This window comes from Pseudoalteromonas sp. 3D05, assembly GCF_002723455.1.
Lineage (GTDB): Bacteria > Pseudomonadota > Gammaproteobacteria > Enterobacterales > Alteromonadaceae > Pseudoalteromonas.
Genome location: NZ_PDUS01000001.1, coordinates 111,311 through 127,432 on the forward strand (window position 1 = coordinate 111,311; position 16,122 = coordinate 127,432).

Sequence of the window (16,122 nt, forward strand, 5' to 3'; positions counted from 1 at the left end):
AACAACATAGGCTGTTGTTAATTTATACAAATTAACGTACTCTACCGCGCTCAAAAAGGAAGCTCATAATAAGGACATTTATGGAACCCACTGATGAAGCAGTGAATAAACCAAATGAATCAGCAAGCAAGCCCAAATTAGTTCAAGCACTGAAAACTGTTGATAATAAAGAATTAAAAAGTACGGGATTTTGGTTAAACCAAGCCTTTTTAGTGCTTTCAACTATTTTTGGCGTTTACCTTGCCGCGCAAAGTGGTTTGCAACAAGCGCTTAAGTTCGACACTTTTAGCAAAATGGAAGACAATTTCTACCTACGCACCTCGCTATTCGATGAAGTTAAAGATAATGCAATAAATATACGTGCTTACGCCGAGCGCCTAGCTAAAAGCCCATCCAGTTCAGAGATGCAATACCACAAGCCAACACTCGAGAAATACATTTGGCAAACAATGCAATATTCGCCAACCACGCTCGAAACTCCTAGCGTATTTTTAACACAAGTACGCCGTTTTTATAGTCGCGCCAATTTTGTCATTGAAGCAGCCCTCAAACGCCAGATGTCTGCACGTCAAGCATCAATCGAACTCATTAAAATAGCAGATATGATTGAACTACAAACTTTACCAAAGCTTCAGCAAAGCGCATTAAAATTACAACAACAACTAAAACAAAACGACATTATTATTGGCGCACTCAAGGAGACTGATAATGCCAAGTAAAGCTTGCCCTCACTGTAAAGATATAGCTTTAGAAACAACCTATTACCAAGGTGAAGAGATAGATCTTTGCCGAAAATGTGGTGGTTTATGGTTTGAAAAAAACGAAGTAAATCGCATGATTACAGAAATAAATGATGGGCCAATAGGTGAAAAATATGAAACTCATTTTGGCCAGTCATTGGGTATCTCACAATTAGATTGCCCCGATTGCAAAAAAAACCTTGAGCGCTTTCACTTACTTGAAGATTTTCATACAGAAATTGATGTATGCCGCCATTGTGACGGTAGTTGGATTGAAAAAGATCAATTAGAAAGTGTAGAAAATAGCCCTAAACTAAAAGCAAGTTTAGACGAGTTGAATAAAAAAATAAGCTGGAAAACATATCTTTTCCAGTTTCTAACGCAAATGCCGGTTGAATATAACCTAAAGCCAAAACAAACACCGTGGGTTACACGTGGCTTAATCGTGATTAATGCAATCATTTTTGCATTGTACTTTTTTAATAGCGACACCTTTATGGCTACACTCGACATGTTTGCTATGAACCCCAGTAAAATTTCACAGGGTGAACATTTATGGACGGTGATCACCTGTGTTTTCTTGCATGGCTCCATCATGCACTTAGTCGGAAATATGTACTTCCTTTATATAATTGGCGATAACCTTGAAGATGTTCTAGGTCATAAAAAGTTTTTAATGTGGTATATGATATGCGGTTTAGCAGCGTCGTTTGCCAGCTTTGCCGTTCACCCAAACTCAACGATACCAAGCGTTGGTGCAAGTGGTGCGATAGCTGGGTTATTTGGCATGTATTTAATGTGGTTTAGGCATGCAAGTTTAACGTTTATGATCATTATTTATCAAAAGAAACTCTCAGCAGTTTGGTTCTTTGTGATTTGGTTAGGTATTAACATATTTGGTATGTTATCAGCACCAGATGGTGTTGATTATGGAGCCCATTTGGGTGGTTTTATTGCAGGTTTAATCATCGGTTACTTACTTAAAACCAAAATTAATCAAAAAAACCCAATCATTCGGTTGCTAAACCAACCTGAAGCTCAGTTAAAACGCTAATGGATATAGCCTTCATCATGAAGGCTACTTTCATTCGATGAGTTGGCTAATAATCGCCTCACATTCAGTGTGACTCATAAACGCGGGAACGGGGTAATCTGGATGTGCTTCTTTCATCGCAGCCGTTGCCAACTCACTAACATCTGTAGCACGTATTTCTGCTAATGTATTAGGAATTTCCAGCTCGAGCAATAGTTGCTCTATTGTTTTGAGCACTATTTTTGCTTTCTCCTGCGTGCTTTGCCCAGCGTGTGTTAACTCACAAAAGTCTCCAATAGCTGCAAGTTGAGGGTGAATTTTTTCACCATAAAGCGTTAATACAGGCATCAGTGATACACTATTAGCTAAACCATGCGCCGTGCCATAACGTGCTCCAAACTGATGTGCTATCGCATGCACATAACCCACAGAAGCCCTCGTAAATGCTTGGCCCGCATAGAAAGATGCAAGTAACATATTTTCACGCGCCACTAAGTTATCACCTTGATTAAATACCGTAGGTAGATTATTGAAGATAAGTTTAATCGCATCTAATGCTTTTTGATTGCTAAAGTCTGTGCCAATTTTACCAATGTAGGATTCAATTGCATGCGTTAACGCATCCACACCCGTTGCTGCAGTAATAAAGTTAGGTACACTTTGAGTCAATGGCGCAATTAAAACGGCATCACTGGGGACTAAACAAAAATCAGTTATTGCGTATTTTGTTTGCGCTTTAGGATCATTGATCACCGCTGCAACTGTAGTTTCAGAGCCCGTGCCTGCCGTTGTAGGGATCGCGCAAAGTGGCGGCAGTTTCTTCAAAACTTTAAACAAGCCTTTTAATTGTTTGATAGACTTTTTAGGTTTAACAGAACGAACCGCAATCATTTTTGCACAATCCAGTACTGATCCACCACCTATGGCAACAAGGCCTGCACATTGTTTTTCGTGGTACAAAGATAATCCATTTTCAACATTATCAATGGTTGGGTTTGGCGAAACATCAATGTATAAATGCCATGATACTTTATGCTTATCAATAAGTGCTAACGTATGCTCAAGCACCCCTAAGTTAAATAATGTCTCATCACTGACAACCAGTAATGGCGCTTTTTTATCCCAGGTTTTTAACCATTGCTCAAAACCACTGTAGCCTGTGTACAAACGTGGATTGGGTATACCAATAAAAGTAATAATACACTGTAAAATAAAATGATAGCAGCGGTAAAAAAATGTCATTTCAATAACTTATCATATTAAATGTAAATTCAATATTGCATCAATTTAACGATATTGCCAGTAATAAAGGTAACCTAACAGACCACAATTTATAAAAATAGTGACCCATAGCCCAAATATGAACGCACGTTTTTTTGATTTATGCCTAAACCACTGCTGCGCTATAAGTGCGCCAGGCCAACCACATGCTAGTGCTAAAATATGTAAGCTTCGTTCAGGAACTCGCATCATTTGCGTTGAAGGATTGGAAGCTAAACGCTTATCCCATTTATAAACCAATAGCGTAATCATACTCATTAATGCATAGCCACCTACAACTATATGGGGCCAATAACCCAGTAAGCTTCCGACCAAGAGTGTGGCTAAAAAACCCACCGAGAAAGTGATTAAAAATTTTTTAATTAACAAGCCGTGACCTATACTAGAATAATTGATAATAACTAGAGCTAATTATGTCATATATAAAAACAATTTTACTATTTCTAACCGTATTTATGGCGCCTGTTATAAGTGCTGAAGAACATAAAAACTTAGCCAAAGAACTACAAGTATTCGCGCCCTATCTAGGTACATGGCAAGCTGATTTTGAAGTAGAAAAAGACAAACCAGCCATTCAAGATGTAAGTAAATGGGAACGAGCGCTAAACGGCATGGCGATTCGTACATCACACTCAATCAATGAAGGAGTGTATGGAGGCGAATCAATGATCTTTTGGGACAGTAAAGAACAGTCTTTAGTATTTTACTATTTCACCACCGCGGGCTTTTACACTAAAGGAACAATGAGTGTGCTTTCTCAGAGCAAATTTGTCGCTTACGAAACAGTCACAGGCTCAAAAGAAGGTATCACCAAAGTAAAATCAACCAGCGAATACAAAGATAACAAGTTTACTGTACTTACTTCATACCTAAAAAAGGGTGAGTGGACTAAACCTGAGCAACGAGTTTATACCCGCAGTGATAAAAAAGTAAAATTTAAATAATAAAGTGTTGAGTACGCAGAACATGTCTGCGTACTCAATTCAATCATTTAACGAACGCTTTAAAAGGCTCATCAATAGGTGTTTTTGCAAGGTGATTTGTATAATTGCTCATAACTTTTTGCGATAAACCGACAACAATTTCTAATAATTGCTGTTGCGCATAACCCACAGCGAAAAACGCCTCTATTTGCTCATCACTTATAACACCGCGGTTTTGTGTCATTGCCAAGGTTGTTTCTCGTAATGTTTCTAACTTTTTATCTGCCAATGGTGTTTTATTTACTAGCGCATCAACAATTGCCGGGTCAACTTTCATACTTGCAGCAATTGCACTGTGTGCTGGTACGCAATAGTGACAATTATGCTCAACGTTAATCGTTTGCCATACAACCGTTAACTCCTCAGCATTAAATGATGTGTTTTGAAACAGTTCATGCAGAACCTGATACCCCTCTAACAAAGTTGGCGCTTCTGCCATCACAGCATGCAAGTTTGGCAGCATACCAAATGCAGTTTTCGAATTAGCAATAAGTGGTTTCGCAGCGTCAGGTGCAGTTTGCTCTGTATGTAATGTAAATTCTGCCATTTTAATACTCCAAATAATAAAGTGTTTAAGAAAGTTCATGAGTATACTATTTGATTTTGAGCGATCGCTCAAGTTAAAATTGAGCAAGTGTTCAAAATAGGTTTTAACTATGGCTAACAAATTAAAGTTCGAACGTAATGAAGTGGTGCGAACTGCGGGTCAATTGTTTTGGCAAAAAGGCTTTAATGCAACCTCTACACGTGACTTACAAAATGCAACGAACATGCGCCCCGGCAGCATATATGCTGCGTTTGGCTCTAAAGAAGGGTTGTATTGCGAGGCACTTAAAGACTATGCACAATTAATGGAAGGCCAACTCTCGCAAGCAATAAATGAACACAATTGCGTGCTAGACGGTTTAGCAAGCTTTGTAACAAGAGTGCTTATTGAGGACGCTGATTGCGCCCCGAGTAGGTTATGTATGTTAATAAAAGCAAATAACGAATTTACGCAAAATGAACCTGCATTGAAGGTTTTAAGTGTTGATTTAGCCAATGAATTTGAGGCTTTTTTAACGACACTCTTTAAACAAGCACAGCACCAAAATGAGCTTAGTACAGACTTGAGCGCACTAGAATATGCCCGTTACTTTCAAATACAATTTACCGGATTGCGAAGCTATTTAAATCGCCCAGACACACAAGCACTGGCATCATCATTAATTGATCAGATGTTTGCATCTCTCAAACAACTTTAAGTGCAATAGCAGCATAAAAAACTTAACTCAAAAAAACATGCTTCTGCAAACTGAGAAGGTGAATGATTGTCGTAAGCTACTGGCCAAACAGCCGCATCGACAGAACAAGTAAACAAATGTGTTTATTGATTTAGAATTGACGGTCAAAAATAATACGAGTGCCTACTAACAGAGTTAAGGCTTATATGTTTTATAACTACTTTTCGTCTCTGTCATAAATTATTGACTTTAAAGCTGGGCGAACGACAGCGAGAATTAAAATAATAATTACGAGTGCTCCCATAACCAATTTAACCAGTTTAAAGAACCAAGGTCTTTGCCATACATTTCCTGTTTCTACTTCTCGTTTCTTCTGTTTGATGAATTCATCATAAGCTTTATTCAGGTCAGTGTGTTTAGTAATTTCTGGGTACTCAATAACAATACCGATTTTCGCTAGCGAAACACGAGCTAATTCTGACTGCTCTTGGTTTACGTAAAGCATATGATTCTTCACGTCGGCGTAGTAATCAATGCGCTCTTGTTCTAAAACATCTGCGATTTTAACTGAGTCAACCAAGCGCATATCTTGAATAAGCGGTCTATAAACAGGACTATCTACATTTGCCCATTTAACGACAAAAATTGCAAGAAGCACTGATATACCCAAAACCAGCAGTAGCTTGCGTTCTTTTGTGATTAGTTTACTAATTTTATCTCTCCGTGATATCGATATTACAGCCGAGTTTGCAAGTCGTTATGTTTTTACTGCACTGATATATGACCAGTTTAATTTGATACCAGCAGCGTAAGATAAACCGATTGCTAACCATACAACTGAGCTTGATACCCAAAACCAAACTCCTAAATTTACAACGTATGGACTATCAAATAGCACTGGGATGAAAAAGCCGTACGTGCCTCTGATTATACATAAGGCAGCAATTAATATTAGGAATAACTTTAAAAATGGAAGTTTACGAATTATACCTGCACCAGAAAGTGCGTATATAGACCAACCTAAAAAAATACACACTAAAATTGAACCTACAAAAGCTGGATACAAAGAGCCTGATTCAGCTTGTTTAGCTAAACTTTCACCTGCTCCTGAAGCTAAATACCAATCTGGTCCACCAATTATTATTGCTATATGAAGTAAGCTACCAAGAAAGGTTAATACCGCACCAAAAATAAAACTCTGCTTCATCCGTTGACTCCTTCCTAAAATGAAAACATAACGGGCCTGTAGATTAACTCGTCTAAACTATTTTTATTGGTGAATCAACAATAGCCGAGTTCCTATTTTAGTTCAATCAGTTACTTTGATTCTACATAAAATAAAAAGAGGATTTGCTGTTGCTTTAAATTGTGCTTTGGAAGGTATGACAGGTGCTTTTTGTCGTTACTCATAACTGCTTTTCAGAACAAAATAGCGCCACTATACCTTAACCACTCGCTTGGTATAGCAGCGTTTAAATCTATTATCAGGTTTTTAACTTATTCAACTCATCATCTTGCTGAGCAACTAATTGATTTAGCATTTGGCTGCCATCGCCAGCTTGAGTTGAAAGTTCCGCTAGTTGTGACGCAGCATCCGAAATCAAAGTAAGATTCCGGTTAATCTCTTCTGTGACAGAGCTTTGCTCTTCGGCAGCTGTTGCTATATGTGTTATCTGCCCGGTAATATCTTCAACTTTAGTCACTACACTGTGTAATGCATCAAATGCCACAGTGGTTTCATCCACAGCCGTTTGCGCTCTGACAACGCCTTTCTCAATTACTGTAGAGGCATTACCTACTTCGAGTTGCAAGCTGTCTATTAAACCGCTGATGTCATCGGTTGAAGCACGGGTTTTTGATGCCAGCGCCCTAACCTCATCGGCAACAACAGCGAAACCTCGTCCTTGCTCACCAGCTCGAGCAGCCTCAATAGCTGCGTTAAGCGCAAGTAAGTTAGTTTGTTCTGAAATTGTACGAATAACATCTAATATTTGTGTAATGTCATTACTGCGCGCCGCTACCTTTTCAACGGCTTGATTGGCCTGTTTAATTTCATCAGACATGGTTTTCACTTGGGTGACCGCAGACGACAAGCTAGATTCACTGCTATTTACTAACGAGTTTATTTCGTCTGCTTGCTGGGCTGATTGCTCAGATGCACGCGCTACTTCAAGTGCAGTGGCACTCATTTCATTCATTGCTGTTACAACACTTTCAATCTCTTGAAACTGAGCCTGCACATTTTGTTTAGTATCAACAGCAACATGCGCCGCTGTTTGTGCCTGTAGTTTAGTTTGCCCTGACACATCTTTTAGTTGGGCGATTAAATCACGTAGTTTGGCTAAAAAAGCATTAAAACCGTCAGCAAGAGCAATTAATTCAGCGTGAGATTCAACGGTTAATGTTTGCGTTAAGTCACCTTCTGAGCTCGCTAAATTATCTACACGCATTTGAATTTGTTGCAGTGGCGCAATAATACTTTTGATAACAAGAGTCATTATTATGAAGGCAACTACAGCGATAATAATGCCTGTAACTAGAATAATACCACCTAGTGTATTGGCGTTTTTATCCATGGTGTCTGCCAATGCTTGCGGGCCTAATAATGCAAGCTCTGTAGGTACTTCAATCAGTAAATTCCATTGTTTACCCGCTAACTTAATGGAAATTGGGTAGTTAACTAAATAATCATCGTTTACTTTATGAATGCCACTGTCTTGTTTCAGACGGTCAAAACTGGTTGCTAAACTTGTAGACGTCGCTTCTTTAAGCGGACGCCCTAGTTTATCTTTGTAATGACTGCTACCAACAATTAAATCTAACGAGCTCAGTAAGGTCACTCTCGCTTTACCATTGTAGAGCTCTTTTGAAAGCTGCTCAGTCATGGTTTGAAAAACCGGTAATGTTAAATCAACCCCTGTAATTCCAATAAATTTGCCATTTCTCATAACTGGCACAACAAGGGATGTCATCATCTCAGAATATCCCGGCGATATTTCATACAGGTAGGGTTCCATAATGCAGGGCTGTTTTGTGTCTTTAGCGCATAAATACCACTCAGCTTCTCGTTGGCCAAACTCATTAAGTTTAGTTAAGTACTTTTCATTAATATCTTCAACAACTTGCTGTTCAATCACACCATCACGACTACGTGTAAAATACACTTCTAGCGTGCCTTCACCGGCAACTGAATGTTTAAAGCCTGATTGATATTGATCGTCATTGCCATCAAAGCCATTCGCTTCAAATTGCGAGTAAATTGATGAAATATTTGTGTTTTTCTTAAGTAGTGACTCGTTCAACGCAACCACAGACTCGCGGCTTAATGTGCTTGCCGCTTTTTCATCACCGAGTATTGCTGCGAATGAAAACGGCACTCGGTATGACTCATTGATAAACCCTGCAATTCGCTCCCCATACGATGAAGCGTTAGCGATGAGTTTTTCTTCTACCTCAGCAACAATTAGTTTTCTTGAATCAGCAGATAAATCTTTATTACTATTTGATAATTCCCACCACAAAATACTCGATAAAACAAAAACGGTAATAAAGATACTTCCCACGGTTATCCAAAGTAACTTTTTAGATAATGCTAATTGCTGCATTCGCCTATTCCTAACCCTTAATTAAACTGCTGTTTTGAGTTTAGTCTAATTATGAAAAGTTACAGCATATTATTGAAAAAACGTGATTAACATGGCAATTCTTGATAAGTAATAGTGATATGAATAATGAGTGTAAAGACAAGCCTACCAACCTAATAACTTACTTGGTTGATAGGCACTAAATAAATTAGATAACCGAAAGTTCCACGGCTATGTTATCGCGAGTTGCATTTGAATATGGGCACACCTCATGCGCTTTATTAACAAGTGCGTTGGCTGTGTCTTTATCCACATCACCAACATAAACCGCAAGCTTAACAGCAATACCAAAACCACCTTCGATTGGGCCTATAGATACTTCTGAATCAATACGCGTGTCTGCTGGTAGTTTGATTTTTGCTTGTCCTGCAACAAGTTTTAATGCACCAATGAAGCATGCTGCATAGCCCGCTGCAAATAATTGCTCTGGGTTAGTACCTCTACCATCATCTCCACCCAAGCCTTTTGGTGTTGATAAAGCAACATCTAGGCGACCATCATCTGATTTTGCCGTGCCTTCACGTCCACCTGTTGCCGCTGCTTTTGCCGTATACGCTACGCTTTGTAATTCTTTCATGAATGCCTCTTTAAGTTGATTGATTTATTTTGCATACAAAATAATAGAATTAAAAATCCAACATTGCAAATACTTTGTGTGCAAATTAAAATACCAGTAATACATTACACTTTGAGTCAGTATGAAATTTTCACAATTAAAGTTAGATAATCAAATTTGTCATCGCTTATACATGGCGTCAAACGGCATTGTTCGTGCTTACCGAGAAGCGTTACTCGCGCTTGATCTTACTTATCCGCAATATGTTGTAATGATGGCGCTGTGGGAAAAAGATAATATTAGTATTAACACGCTGCTTGAAAAAACAGCCATTGATGGCGGTGCTATGACTCAAATATTAAAAAAGATGACGGATAAACAGCTGCTTAAAATTGTAAATGATGACCAAGATAAGCGAAAAAGGTTAGTAAAACTGCAACAAGCTGGGCATGAACTGCAACATAAAGCAGCAGAAATTCCAATGCAAGTCCGCTGTAAGTTTCCTTCAATTTCTGAACAAGAAGCCGCGCAGCTAATAACCTTACTCGATAAGTTGAATAATGATTTAATTAGCCAATAATTTTTGAATGTCATTCTATCTAGCGGGACTTTTTATCTATGAGAACTGCGTTATAGTAACGCCATAACGTTAACTTATCGGAGTAAACATGAAAGCATTTGGTTATACACAAGCAACTAAAACACTCACACCTGAGTCATTTCAAGCGATTGAGCTTCCCACACCAGAGGCACACGGCCATGATATATTAGTTGAAGTATCAGCCATTTCAGTGAACCCTGTTGATGCAAAAATTCGTGCTAATGTATCTTCTGAACAAGGCTATAAAGTAATTGGTTGGGATGCTGTGGGCACAGTTAAAGCCGTTGGCGATAAAGTAACTTTATTTAACGTAGGCGATCGTGTTTACTACGCTGGCGATTTAACCCGCCAAGGCAGTAATGCTGAGTTACAGCTTGTTGACGAGCGAATTGTCGGCCGCGCCCCTAGCACCTTGAGCAACCCAGAAGCTGCGGCTCTTCCTTTAACAAGTATTACTGCATGGGAACTTCTGTTTGATCGTCTTCAAATTTCAAAGAGTCAGTCGGCAAAACCGGCATCACTTTTGGTCATTGGTGCAGCAGGAGGTGTAGGCTCTATTTTAGTGCAACTAGCAAAGCAGCTTACTAATTTAACCGTTGTGGCTACAGCATCACGCGCGCAAAGTGTTGCTTGGCTAAATAAGTTGGGTGTAGACGAAGTACTTGATCACACACAAAGCCTAGATGAGCAACGCACTCAACGTAACATGGATGAGTTTGACTATGTAATTAGCTTAACGCATACAGATCAGCACCTTGATGAAATTATTAATGTTATTAAACCACAAGGAAAGTTAGCGTTAATAGACGATCCTGCCAGCTTTGATATTTTAAAATTAAAACGTAAGAGTATTTCACTTCACTGGGAGTTTATGTATACCCGTTCGATGTATCAAACCGACGACATGATTGCGCAACATCAGCTACTTACTGAATTAGCAGAGTTAGTTGATAATGGCACCATTAAAACGACTTTAGGCCAACATCTAGGAAAAATCAGCGTTGAGAATTTAGTAAAAGCGCACCAAATTTTAGAATCCTATCAGTCACGCGGAAAACTTGTCCTAGAAGGGTTTTAAGGCAGCTTTTTTAATTTATTACTTATAATGCCTCAACCACTGAGGCATTCGCTTTACTGCTCACACTACAGGTTAGCTGCTCTTTTGTTTCGAATTAAGTTTGCTACTGGCTTTTCAAAATAAGTATACGATACAAAGGCGATTGCTATACTTGCAACCAGAGAAATAAATAACTTGCTCTCGACTGACACAGCCAGGTTATTGACCAATAAAATAACTGGCATATGCAGTAAGTATAATGAATATGAAATCTTACCTAATAAATCACCTACCCTATTAGCTAATATTCGATTGTTATCCGGTACTAAAAATACAATGGCAAAAAACACACTCGCCATTACAAAAAGTACTTCATAGCTCAGCCACATTCTGTATTTGGCATCACTCGTTACGGGTGAAAAAGCAGGGTAAAGTAAAGGGATTAAGCAAAGTGTTATTACAAAGCCATGGCTTTTCAAGTAATTAGGGATTGTTAACGTTGAATAATTTAGCCCCAAAATAACACCTATAAAAAAGTAAGGTAAGCTCCTAATGGTGTTGAATACATTGTAAGGGATGCTATTAACCTCACCACTTATTCTGGGAAAATTAGTCAAAAATAATAAAATCATGACTGCAATGATAACAATATAAATATACCCCTGCCGATTTTTAGCAAGCATCCAAAATATAATAAAAACAAAATAAAAATGCACCTCAGGTGGTATTGACCACAACACACTCTCGCCATGTAAAAATAACAGGTGGCCAATTAACACGTTGACGCCAGAAATGTCATATAGCAGAGGGAGTTCTAACAAGGTAAAAATATAAGAGCCCAATACAACCACTAAATATAATGGCACTACCCTGCCTGCACGAGCCAAAAAGTAATGCATTACGGTTGCTTTATTGAACGCTTTTTGTGAGTACAGGTGCGACATTAAAAAGCCACTTAACATAAAAAACAGCATCACACCGTAAGCACCTGAACCACCGCCTAATGCGCCATCAAACCATTGAGTGATATCACTAAAATGGGTAATAAAAACAATAATTGCAGCGAGTCCCCGCAGTGAATTTAATTTTCTGATTTGCAAAACTGCTCCTTACTTTGCATCTTTTAGCCATTTTTTAACGGGGTCAACCCACTGCGGTATTGGAGTATAAAAAGCCCCGTGCTCTTTCGATGTACTTATCGCAATTTCAGTAAAATGTGCAACCTGTTTACTACGATCAATCAAAAACTGACAAGAACCCACCTCATCCGAGGTTTCGTAAATTGATAAAACATTGCCGTACATTTTTAAGCTGGGTTGATTACCCACATAGCGGCCACAAGCTGCCAAAAGAATAAAGTTTACCTTCTCATTTGCTAACAAATTTGATGCCTCGATAGTAATCGCACCACCACGAGAAAAGCCAATCAGTGAAATATTACTCGCAGAAACCCCTTGTGCGATGAGCAAACGAACATCGTTTTCTAGTTTTTGGGCAAACGCTTTAGGCTCGGTATTTTTAGCCCTGTGATATGCAATCAGATTATAATCAGCATCTGCCAAGGCTTTTTTTATCATTGGAAATTCATACTTCCCCCACCGAGCATTAACAGGTGTCGGGTTAGTGCCTTCAACAATTAGGCCATGAGAATAAAATACGTATTTTTGCGATCTTTCTATCTTGTCAGGAAATTGCTCGTACACGTCTGCCGCAAAGAGCGATGAAGGAAAAAATACAACAAACAGTAGCCTAATACTCATCCAAAACATGGTGATAGCCGAACGGGCATCAAAAGCCATAAAAACACACTCTGAAATTTATAAAATTAATTATAAAACAATACCCTAACCAAGCTTTTTTACCAATAGGCGATTACTACCTAATTACTTATTTGCAAATTTGGCTCTGAACTCAATAACACGGTCCTTACCTTCATCTTTATTGCGCCAGCAAAGTGCAACAACATAAAAAGTTTCACCGTTTTAGTGCTTCTGTTGTTTGATGATTATTTAAAATAAAATAAACCATTGATTTTAAAATAGTAAAATTAACTTGTCGGCTGGCATGGATCTTTCATTGGTAATGATAAGTCTTTTTAAAAATTTTAATTTTTAAAAAGTAGGTAGCTAGGCTACATAACATGCGAAATTACACCTCTTCTACAGGGAGCACGAGCTATGACCAATTTTTACCACACTCTGTATCTATTATGGCGCTTAGATATAAGCGTTTGGCATGTACATGAGGCAAACGATACACATACAACAGCTGAAAAGGAGCGTCGATATGTTAAATAACGCCCCTCATCTGGATGAAGTGCTGCAAAAACTCAGTGGTTATCAACTAACGATTACTGAAGCGGCAGAGCAGTATGATTTACCAAAACGTGTCATTTATAAAGCTTTACGCCAACAACAAGCTAAAAATACCAAACAAAAAGCGTACTTAATCGCAGTACAAAAGCGTTTACAGCAAACATTGCAAACTGTAGAACTAGAATTAGCTAATTTAAATTGATCAAAAACGTATAAATTTCACTATAGTTATACAAAACCTAAAAATGTTGTCTCATAATGATTAAAGCAGTAGAAGTAAACTTCGATGGCCTTGTAGGCCCGACTCACAATTACGCAGGATTATCATACGGAAACGTCGCATCACTAAATAATGCGACAAGCTATTCCAATCCTAAAGAGGCGGTACTTCAAGGTCTCGCTAAAATGAAAGCCATGCATGACTTAGGCTTAACCCAAGGTGTGTTCGCTCCTCATGCAAGGCCCGACGTAGATGTTTTACGCCACCTCGGTTTTAGTGGTAGCGATACAGATGTAATAACCAAAGCCTTTAAGGTTGACCCAATTCTGCTGCGCGCGTGCTATTCAGCGTCAGCGATGTGGACTGCAAATGCTGCAACCGTTTCTCCCTCAGCTGATACACTTGATGGCAAGGTTCACTTTACTGCCGCAAATTTAAACAATAAATTTCATCGTTCTCTAGAGCCTGCAACGACTACGCGTTTATTAAAAGCTATGTTCAATAATGACACTTACTTTAGTCATCACACTCATCTTCCTGAACAAGGTTTTTTTGGTGATGAAGGCGCAGCAAACCACACTCGATTAGCGGATGATCATGCCAGCACAGGGCTTGAAATGTTTGTATATGGCGCCAGCGCCTTTAATAGCGCGTTACCAAAACCCGCCAAGTTTCCAGCACGTCAAACCCTTGAGGCCTCACAAGCTATCTGCCGGTTACATGAATTAAAGCCCACCAGCCAAATTTTGCTACAGCAAAACCCAGATGTAATCGATCAAGGTGTGTTCCATAATGATGTTATTGCCGTGGGTAACGCAAATGTCCTGCTGTGTCATGAACAAGCCTTTATTAATCAGCCGCAAGCTATTGAACAAATAAAGCGTGCCTATATAGGCGAAAAAACACTGCATATCATTGAGGTGCCAACAGCTAAAGTAAGTATTCAAGACGCTGTCTCAAGCTACCTTTTTAACAGCCAGCTTGTTAGTTTAAATAATGGCAATATGATGCTAGTAGCGCCGCAAGAATGCCAAAATAACAACGCCGTAAATACCTTTATAAATGAAATGATCGCGGCAGATAACCCTGTTAATCAGGTTCAGTTTTTTGATTTAAAGCAAAGTATGCAAAATGGAGGCGGGCCTGCGTGCTTACGGTTACGTGTTGCACTTAACCAACAAGAACTCGCAGCTGTTAACCCAGAGGTTATCTTAACAGATGATAAATACCTGCAGCTGTGTGCATGGGCCAACGACAACTACCGCGATAGACTGACCAGTGATGATTTTGCAGATCCGAACTTATTATTGGAAAGTCGACAAGCGCTTGACGAATTAACGCAAATATTAAAACTGGGCTCTGTATATTCATTCCAGCGTTAACTTGTACTGAGTATTGATTTTAACGCTCTATCTAGGACTATCGCTGTTAGTAATAAGTAACTTACAGCGATATAAAAAGGTTTTTAGCAGTAATCATTACGATTTTGTAATGTTATAAGCCATTCATATAAGCCATTTTCATAGCGTTTTAAACGTTGTTGGTGCTTATTTGTAAGCGTATAGAAAGGCGCCACACAAATAAACTTCTCACCCGTAATAATCACACCTTTTATGCCACATATTGAATAAGGACGAATATGGTTAATTTGTTTAGCCGAAAAATAATTCGCTCGCTTAAAAATAGAAAGCGTATGAACACCATGCTTACATATAGTGAGTGTTTTCTTGCCATTACCAAGCAATACAACAATAACCGCTGTCACTAACACAGTTAAACTATAGGTTAGTATGTTCAGCCAACCATCAGGGCTGATTAGGTTAGCCAATAATATTAAGGCGTGTTGACCTTTCGTGATTAATTTTGCAGCAGTATGTTTGGTATTTAGGCAAGGCAGCGCCTATGCAGTGTGGTTGTTCCCCATAAATAGGCGATAACGCAGTATAAATGCCAAACATGCGCTGCCCAAAGGGTTCTTCCTAGGGGCGATTGACTCTTTGTTACCTACATGGATGTAGGTAAGGGGCGCTAGCAGGACGCGGTAGCTTTGCTCGGTTTTTACTTAGCCCGCTAGGTTACAAACCTCGCGCCGCGATTAAATCGCCCCTAGGTTGAACAAATTTCAATCCACAAAGGTCAACACGCCCTAATAAATTGATGAGTACTAACGTCATTAATGTGTTTACTTCACCTTGTTTTTCTAAATCTAAGACGTGCATTTTTATTCCTGGTTTTATGGGGCTGGCGTTAACACCGTAAAATTACCCAACAAATGTGGAGCAAAAATGTAGAAATGGCGGATATGGTTTAAGCAATTACTAGTAATGAGTTTCATCAGCAAATATAAGTGCTAACCATTATCTAGGCCTCCAATTAAACCGACTAAATCTAATAGGTATTAATCAACCCTAATTCAAGTTGTGTTAAGTATTAACTCCTATACTGACGCCAACACTGAGAAGGAAAAGG

19 protein-coding genes are annotated in these 16,122 nt (G+C 38.9%); 8 read left to right on the plus strand and 11 right to left on the minus strand.

The features are described from left to right. The first annotated feature begins 80 nt into the window (after window positions 1–80). Window positions 81–719: a hypothetical protein gene (locus CSC79_RS00500; RefSeq protein WP_099292859.1), complete on the plus strand. Its 639-nt coding sequence runs from the start codon at window positions 81–83 to the stop codon at window positions 717–719. Further along, entirely contained in the window at window positions 709–1,794 is a 1,086-nt protein-coding gene (locus CSC79_RS00505) for a rhomboid family intramembrane serine protease (protein WP_099292860.1), read from the plus strand. Before CSC79_RS00500 ends, CSC79_RS00505 begins: the two co-directional genes overlap by 11 nt. Before the next feature lie 30 nt (window positions 1,795–1,824). Here the strand turns inward: CSC79_RS00505 and CSC79_RS00510 are convergent, their stop codons facing one another. Both CSC79_RS00510 and CSC79_RS00515 read right to left on the minus strand, forming a co-directional pair. Continuing rightward, window positions 1,825–3,015 (minus strand): iron-containing alcohol dehydrogenase, encoded by a 1,191-nt coding sequence (locus CSC79_RS00510; RefSeq protein ID WP_099292866.1) that lies wholly within the window; start codon window positions 3,013–3,015, stop codon window positions 1,825–1,827. 45 nt (window positions 3,016–3,060) lie between these two features. Then, window positions 3,061–3,423 (minus strand): DUF1294 domain-containing protein, encoded by a 363-nt coding sequence (locus tag CSC79_RS00515; protein WP_099292868.1) that lies wholly within the window; start codon window positions 3,421–3,423, stop codon window positions 3,061–3,063. Window positions 3,424–3,467: 44 nt separating this feature from the next. On the opposite strand from CSC79_RS00515, the gene CSC79_RS00520 reads away from it, so the two are divergent. Beyond that, the gene (locus CSC79_RS00520) at window positions 3,468–3,998 is read left to right on the plus strand and encodes a hypothetical protein (protein WP_099292870.1); all 531 of its coding nucleotides are present in this window, start codon (window positions 3,468–3,470) and stop codon (window positions 3,996–3,998) included. Between the two features lie 43 nt (window positions 3,999–4,041). On the opposite strand, the gene CSC79_RS00525 is transcribed toward CSC79_RS00520, so the two are convergent. Then, on the minus strand, window positions 4,042–4,584 hold the full coding sequence (locus tag CSC79_RS00525; RefSeq protein ID WP_099292872.1) for a carboxymuconolactone decarboxylase family protein: 543 nt from the start codon (window positions 4,582–4,584) through the stop codon (window positions 4,042–4,044). Between the two features lie 109 nt (window positions 4,585–4,693). On the opposite strand from CSC79_RS00525, the gene CSC79_RS00530 reads away from it, so the two are divergent. Then, window positions 4,694–5,281 carry a TetR/AcrR family transcriptional regulator gene (locus tag CSC79_RS00530; protein WP_099292874.1) on the plus strand — a complete coding sequence of 196 codons (588 nt, stop codon included), beginning with the start codon at window positions 4,694–4,696 and terminating at the stop codon, window positions 5,279–5,281. A 196-nt stretch (window positions 5,282–5,477) separates the two neighbouring features. Here CSC79_RS00530 and CSC79_RS00535 read toward each other — a convergent pair whose 3' ends face one another. The 4 genes from CSC79_RS00535 to CSC79_RS00550 form a co-directional block, all read right to left on the minus strand. Next, a complete protein-coding gene (locus tag CSC79_RS00535; protein WP_143483804.1) occupies window positions 5,478–5,918 on the minus strand; it encodes a hypothetical protein in 441 nt (146 codons plus the stop codon). A 99-nt stretch (window positions 5,919–6,017) separates the two neighbouring features. After that, entirely contained in the window at window positions 6,018–6,467 is a 450-nt protein-coding gene (locus CSC79_RS00540) for a hypothetical protein (RefSeq protein ID WP_099292889.1), read from the minus strand. Between the two features lie 277 nt (window positions 6,468–6,744). Beyond that, a complete protein-coding gene (locus CSC79_RS00545) occupies window positions 6,745–8,865 on the minus strand; it encodes a methyl-accepting chemotaxis protein (RefSeq protein WP_099292891.1) in 2,121 nt (706 codons plus the stop codon). Between the two features lie 187 nt (window positions 8,866–9,052). Further along, on the minus strand, window positions 9,053–9,481 hold the full coding sequence (locus CSC79_RS00550; RefSeq protein WP_099292893.1) for an organic hydroperoxide resistance protein: 429 nt from the start codon (window positions 9,479–9,481) through the stop codon (window positions 9,053–9,055). Window positions 9,482–9,602: 121 nt separating this feature from the next. Between CSC79_RS00550 and CSC79_RS00555 the strand changes: the two genes are divergently transcribed. Both CSC79_RS00555 and CSC79_RS00560 read left to right on the plus strand, forming a co-directional pair. Continuing rightward, complete coding sequence (locus CSC79_RS00555) at window positions 9,603–10,040, plus strand: MarR family transcriptional regulator (RefSeq protein ID WP_099292895.1); 438 nt, start codon at window positions 9,603–9,605, stop codon at window positions 10,038–10,040. 88 nt (window positions 10,041–10,128) lie between these two features. Next, entirely contained in the window at window positions 10,129–11,139 is a 1,011-nt protein-coding gene (locus CSC79_RS00560) for a zinc-binding alcohol dehydrogenase family protein (protein WP_099292897.1), read from the plus strand. Between the two features lie 65 nt (window positions 11,140–11,204). On the opposite strand, the gene CSC79_RS00565 is transcribed toward CSC79_RS00560, so the two are convergent. Both CSC79_RS00565 and CSC79_RS00570 read right to left on the minus strand, forming a co-directional pair. Next, window positions 11,205–12,218: an acyltransferase gene (locus tag CSC79_RS00565; RefSeq protein WP_099292899.1), complete on the minus strand. Its 1,014-nt coding sequence runs from the start codon at window positions 12,216–12,218 to the stop codon at window positions 11,205–11,207. Between the two features lie 9 nt (window positions 12,219–12,227). After that, window positions 12,228–12,917: an alpha/beta hydrolase gene (locus CSC79_RS00570; protein WP_237113931.1), complete on the minus strand. Its 690-nt coding sequence runs from the start codon at window positions 12,915–12,917 to the stop codon at window positions 12,228–12,230. A gap of 487 nt (window positions 12,918–13,404) precedes the next feature. Here CSC79_RS00570 and CSC79_RS00575 point away from each other — a divergent pair, with 487 nt between their 5' ends. After that, a complete protein-coding gene (locus CSC79_RS00575) occupies window positions 13,405–13,635 on the plus strand; it encodes a hypothetical protein (protein ID WP_099292901.1) in 231 nt (76 codons plus the stop codon). 59 nt (window positions 13,636–13,694) lie between these two features. Continuing rightward, window positions 13,695–15,035, plus strand: a complete 1,341-nt coding sequence (gene astB / locus CSC79_RS00580) for an N-succinylarginine dihydrolase (RefSeq protein ID WP_099293549.1) — start codon at window positions 13,695–13,697, stop codon at window positions 15,033–15,035. An 83-nt stretch (window positions 15,036–15,118) separates the two neighbouring features. Here astB and CSC79_RS00585 read toward each other — a convergent pair whose 3' ends face one another. Both CSC79_RS00585 and CSC79_RS20030 read right to left on the minus strand, forming a co-directional pair. Further along, entirely contained in the window at window positions 15,119–15,424 is a 306-nt protein-coding gene (locus CSC79_RS00585) for a hypothetical protein (protein WP_135473409.1), read from the minus strand. Window positions 15,425–15,728: 304 nt separating this feature from the next. Then, window positions 15,729–15,872: a hypothetical protein gene (locus CSC79_RS20030; protein ID WP_167850786.1), complete on the minus strand. Its 144-nt coding sequence runs from the start codon at window positions 15,870–15,872 to the stop codon at window positions 15,729–15,731. Window positions 15,873–16,122 lie beyond the last annotated feature (250 nt).

What these genes read in the sequence shown, in the direction of transcription:
- CSC79_RS00500 (WP_099292859.1), top strand. Translation starts at nt 81, where the DNA reads ATGGAACCCACTGATGAAGCAGTGAATAAACCAAATGAATCAGCAAGC.
- CSC79_RS00505 (WP_099292860.1), top strand. Translation starts at nt 709, where the DNA reads ATGCCAAGTAAAGCTTGCCCTCACTGTAAAGATATAGCTTTAGAAACA.
- CSC79_RS00510 (WP_099292866.1), bottom strand. Translation starts at nt 3,015, where the DNA reads ATGACATTTTTTTACCGCTGCTATCATTTTATTTTACAGTGTATTATT.
- CSC79_RS00520 (WP_099292870.1), top strand. Translation starts at nt 3,468, where the DNA reads ATGTCATATATAAAAACAATTTTACTATTTCTAACCGTATTTATGGCG.
- CSC79_RS00525 (WP_099292872.1), bottom strand. Translation starts at nt 4,584, where the DNA reads ATGGCAGAATTTACATTACATACAGAGCAAACTGCACCTGACGCTGCG.
- CSC79_RS00530 (WP_099292874.1), top strand. Translation starts at nt 4,694, where the DNA reads ATGGCTAACAAATTAAAGTTCGAACGTAATGAAGTGGTGCGAACTGCG.
- CSC79_RS00540 (WP_099292889.1), bottom strand. Translation starts at nt 6,467, where the DNA reads ATGAAGCAGAGTTTTATTTTTGGTGCGGTATTAACCTTTCTTGGTAGC.
- CSC79_RS00545 (WP_099292891.1), bottom strand. Translation starts at nt 8,865, where the DNA reads ATGCAGCAATTAGCATTATCTAAAAAGTTACTTTGGATAACCGTGGGA.
- CSC79_RS00550 (WP_099292893.1), bottom strand. Translation starts at nt 9,481, where the DNA reads ATGAAAGAATTACAAAGCGTAGCGTATACGGCAAAAGCAGCGGCAACA.
- CSC79_RS00555 (WP_099292895.1), top strand. Translation starts at nt 9,603, where the DNA reads ATGAAATTTTCACAATTAAAGTTAGATAATCAAATTTGTCATCGCTTA.
- CSC79_RS00560 (WP_099292897.1), top strand. Translation starts at nt 10,129, where the DNA reads ATGAAAGCATTTGGTTATACACAAGCAACTAAAACACTCACACCTGAG.
- CSC79_RS00570 (WP_237113931.1), bottom strand. Translation starts at nt 12,917, where the DNA reads ATGGCTTTTGATGCCCGTTCGGCTATCACCATGTTTTGGATGAGTATT.
- CSC79_RS00575 (WP_099292901.1), top strand. Translation starts at nt 13,405, where the DNA reads ATGTTAAATAACGCCCCTCATCTGGATGAAGTGCTGCAAAAACTCAGT.
- CSC79_RS20030 (WP_167850786.1), bottom strand. Translation starts at nt 15,872, where the DNA reads ATGCACGTCTTAGATTTAGAAAAACAAGGTGAAGTAAACACATTAATG.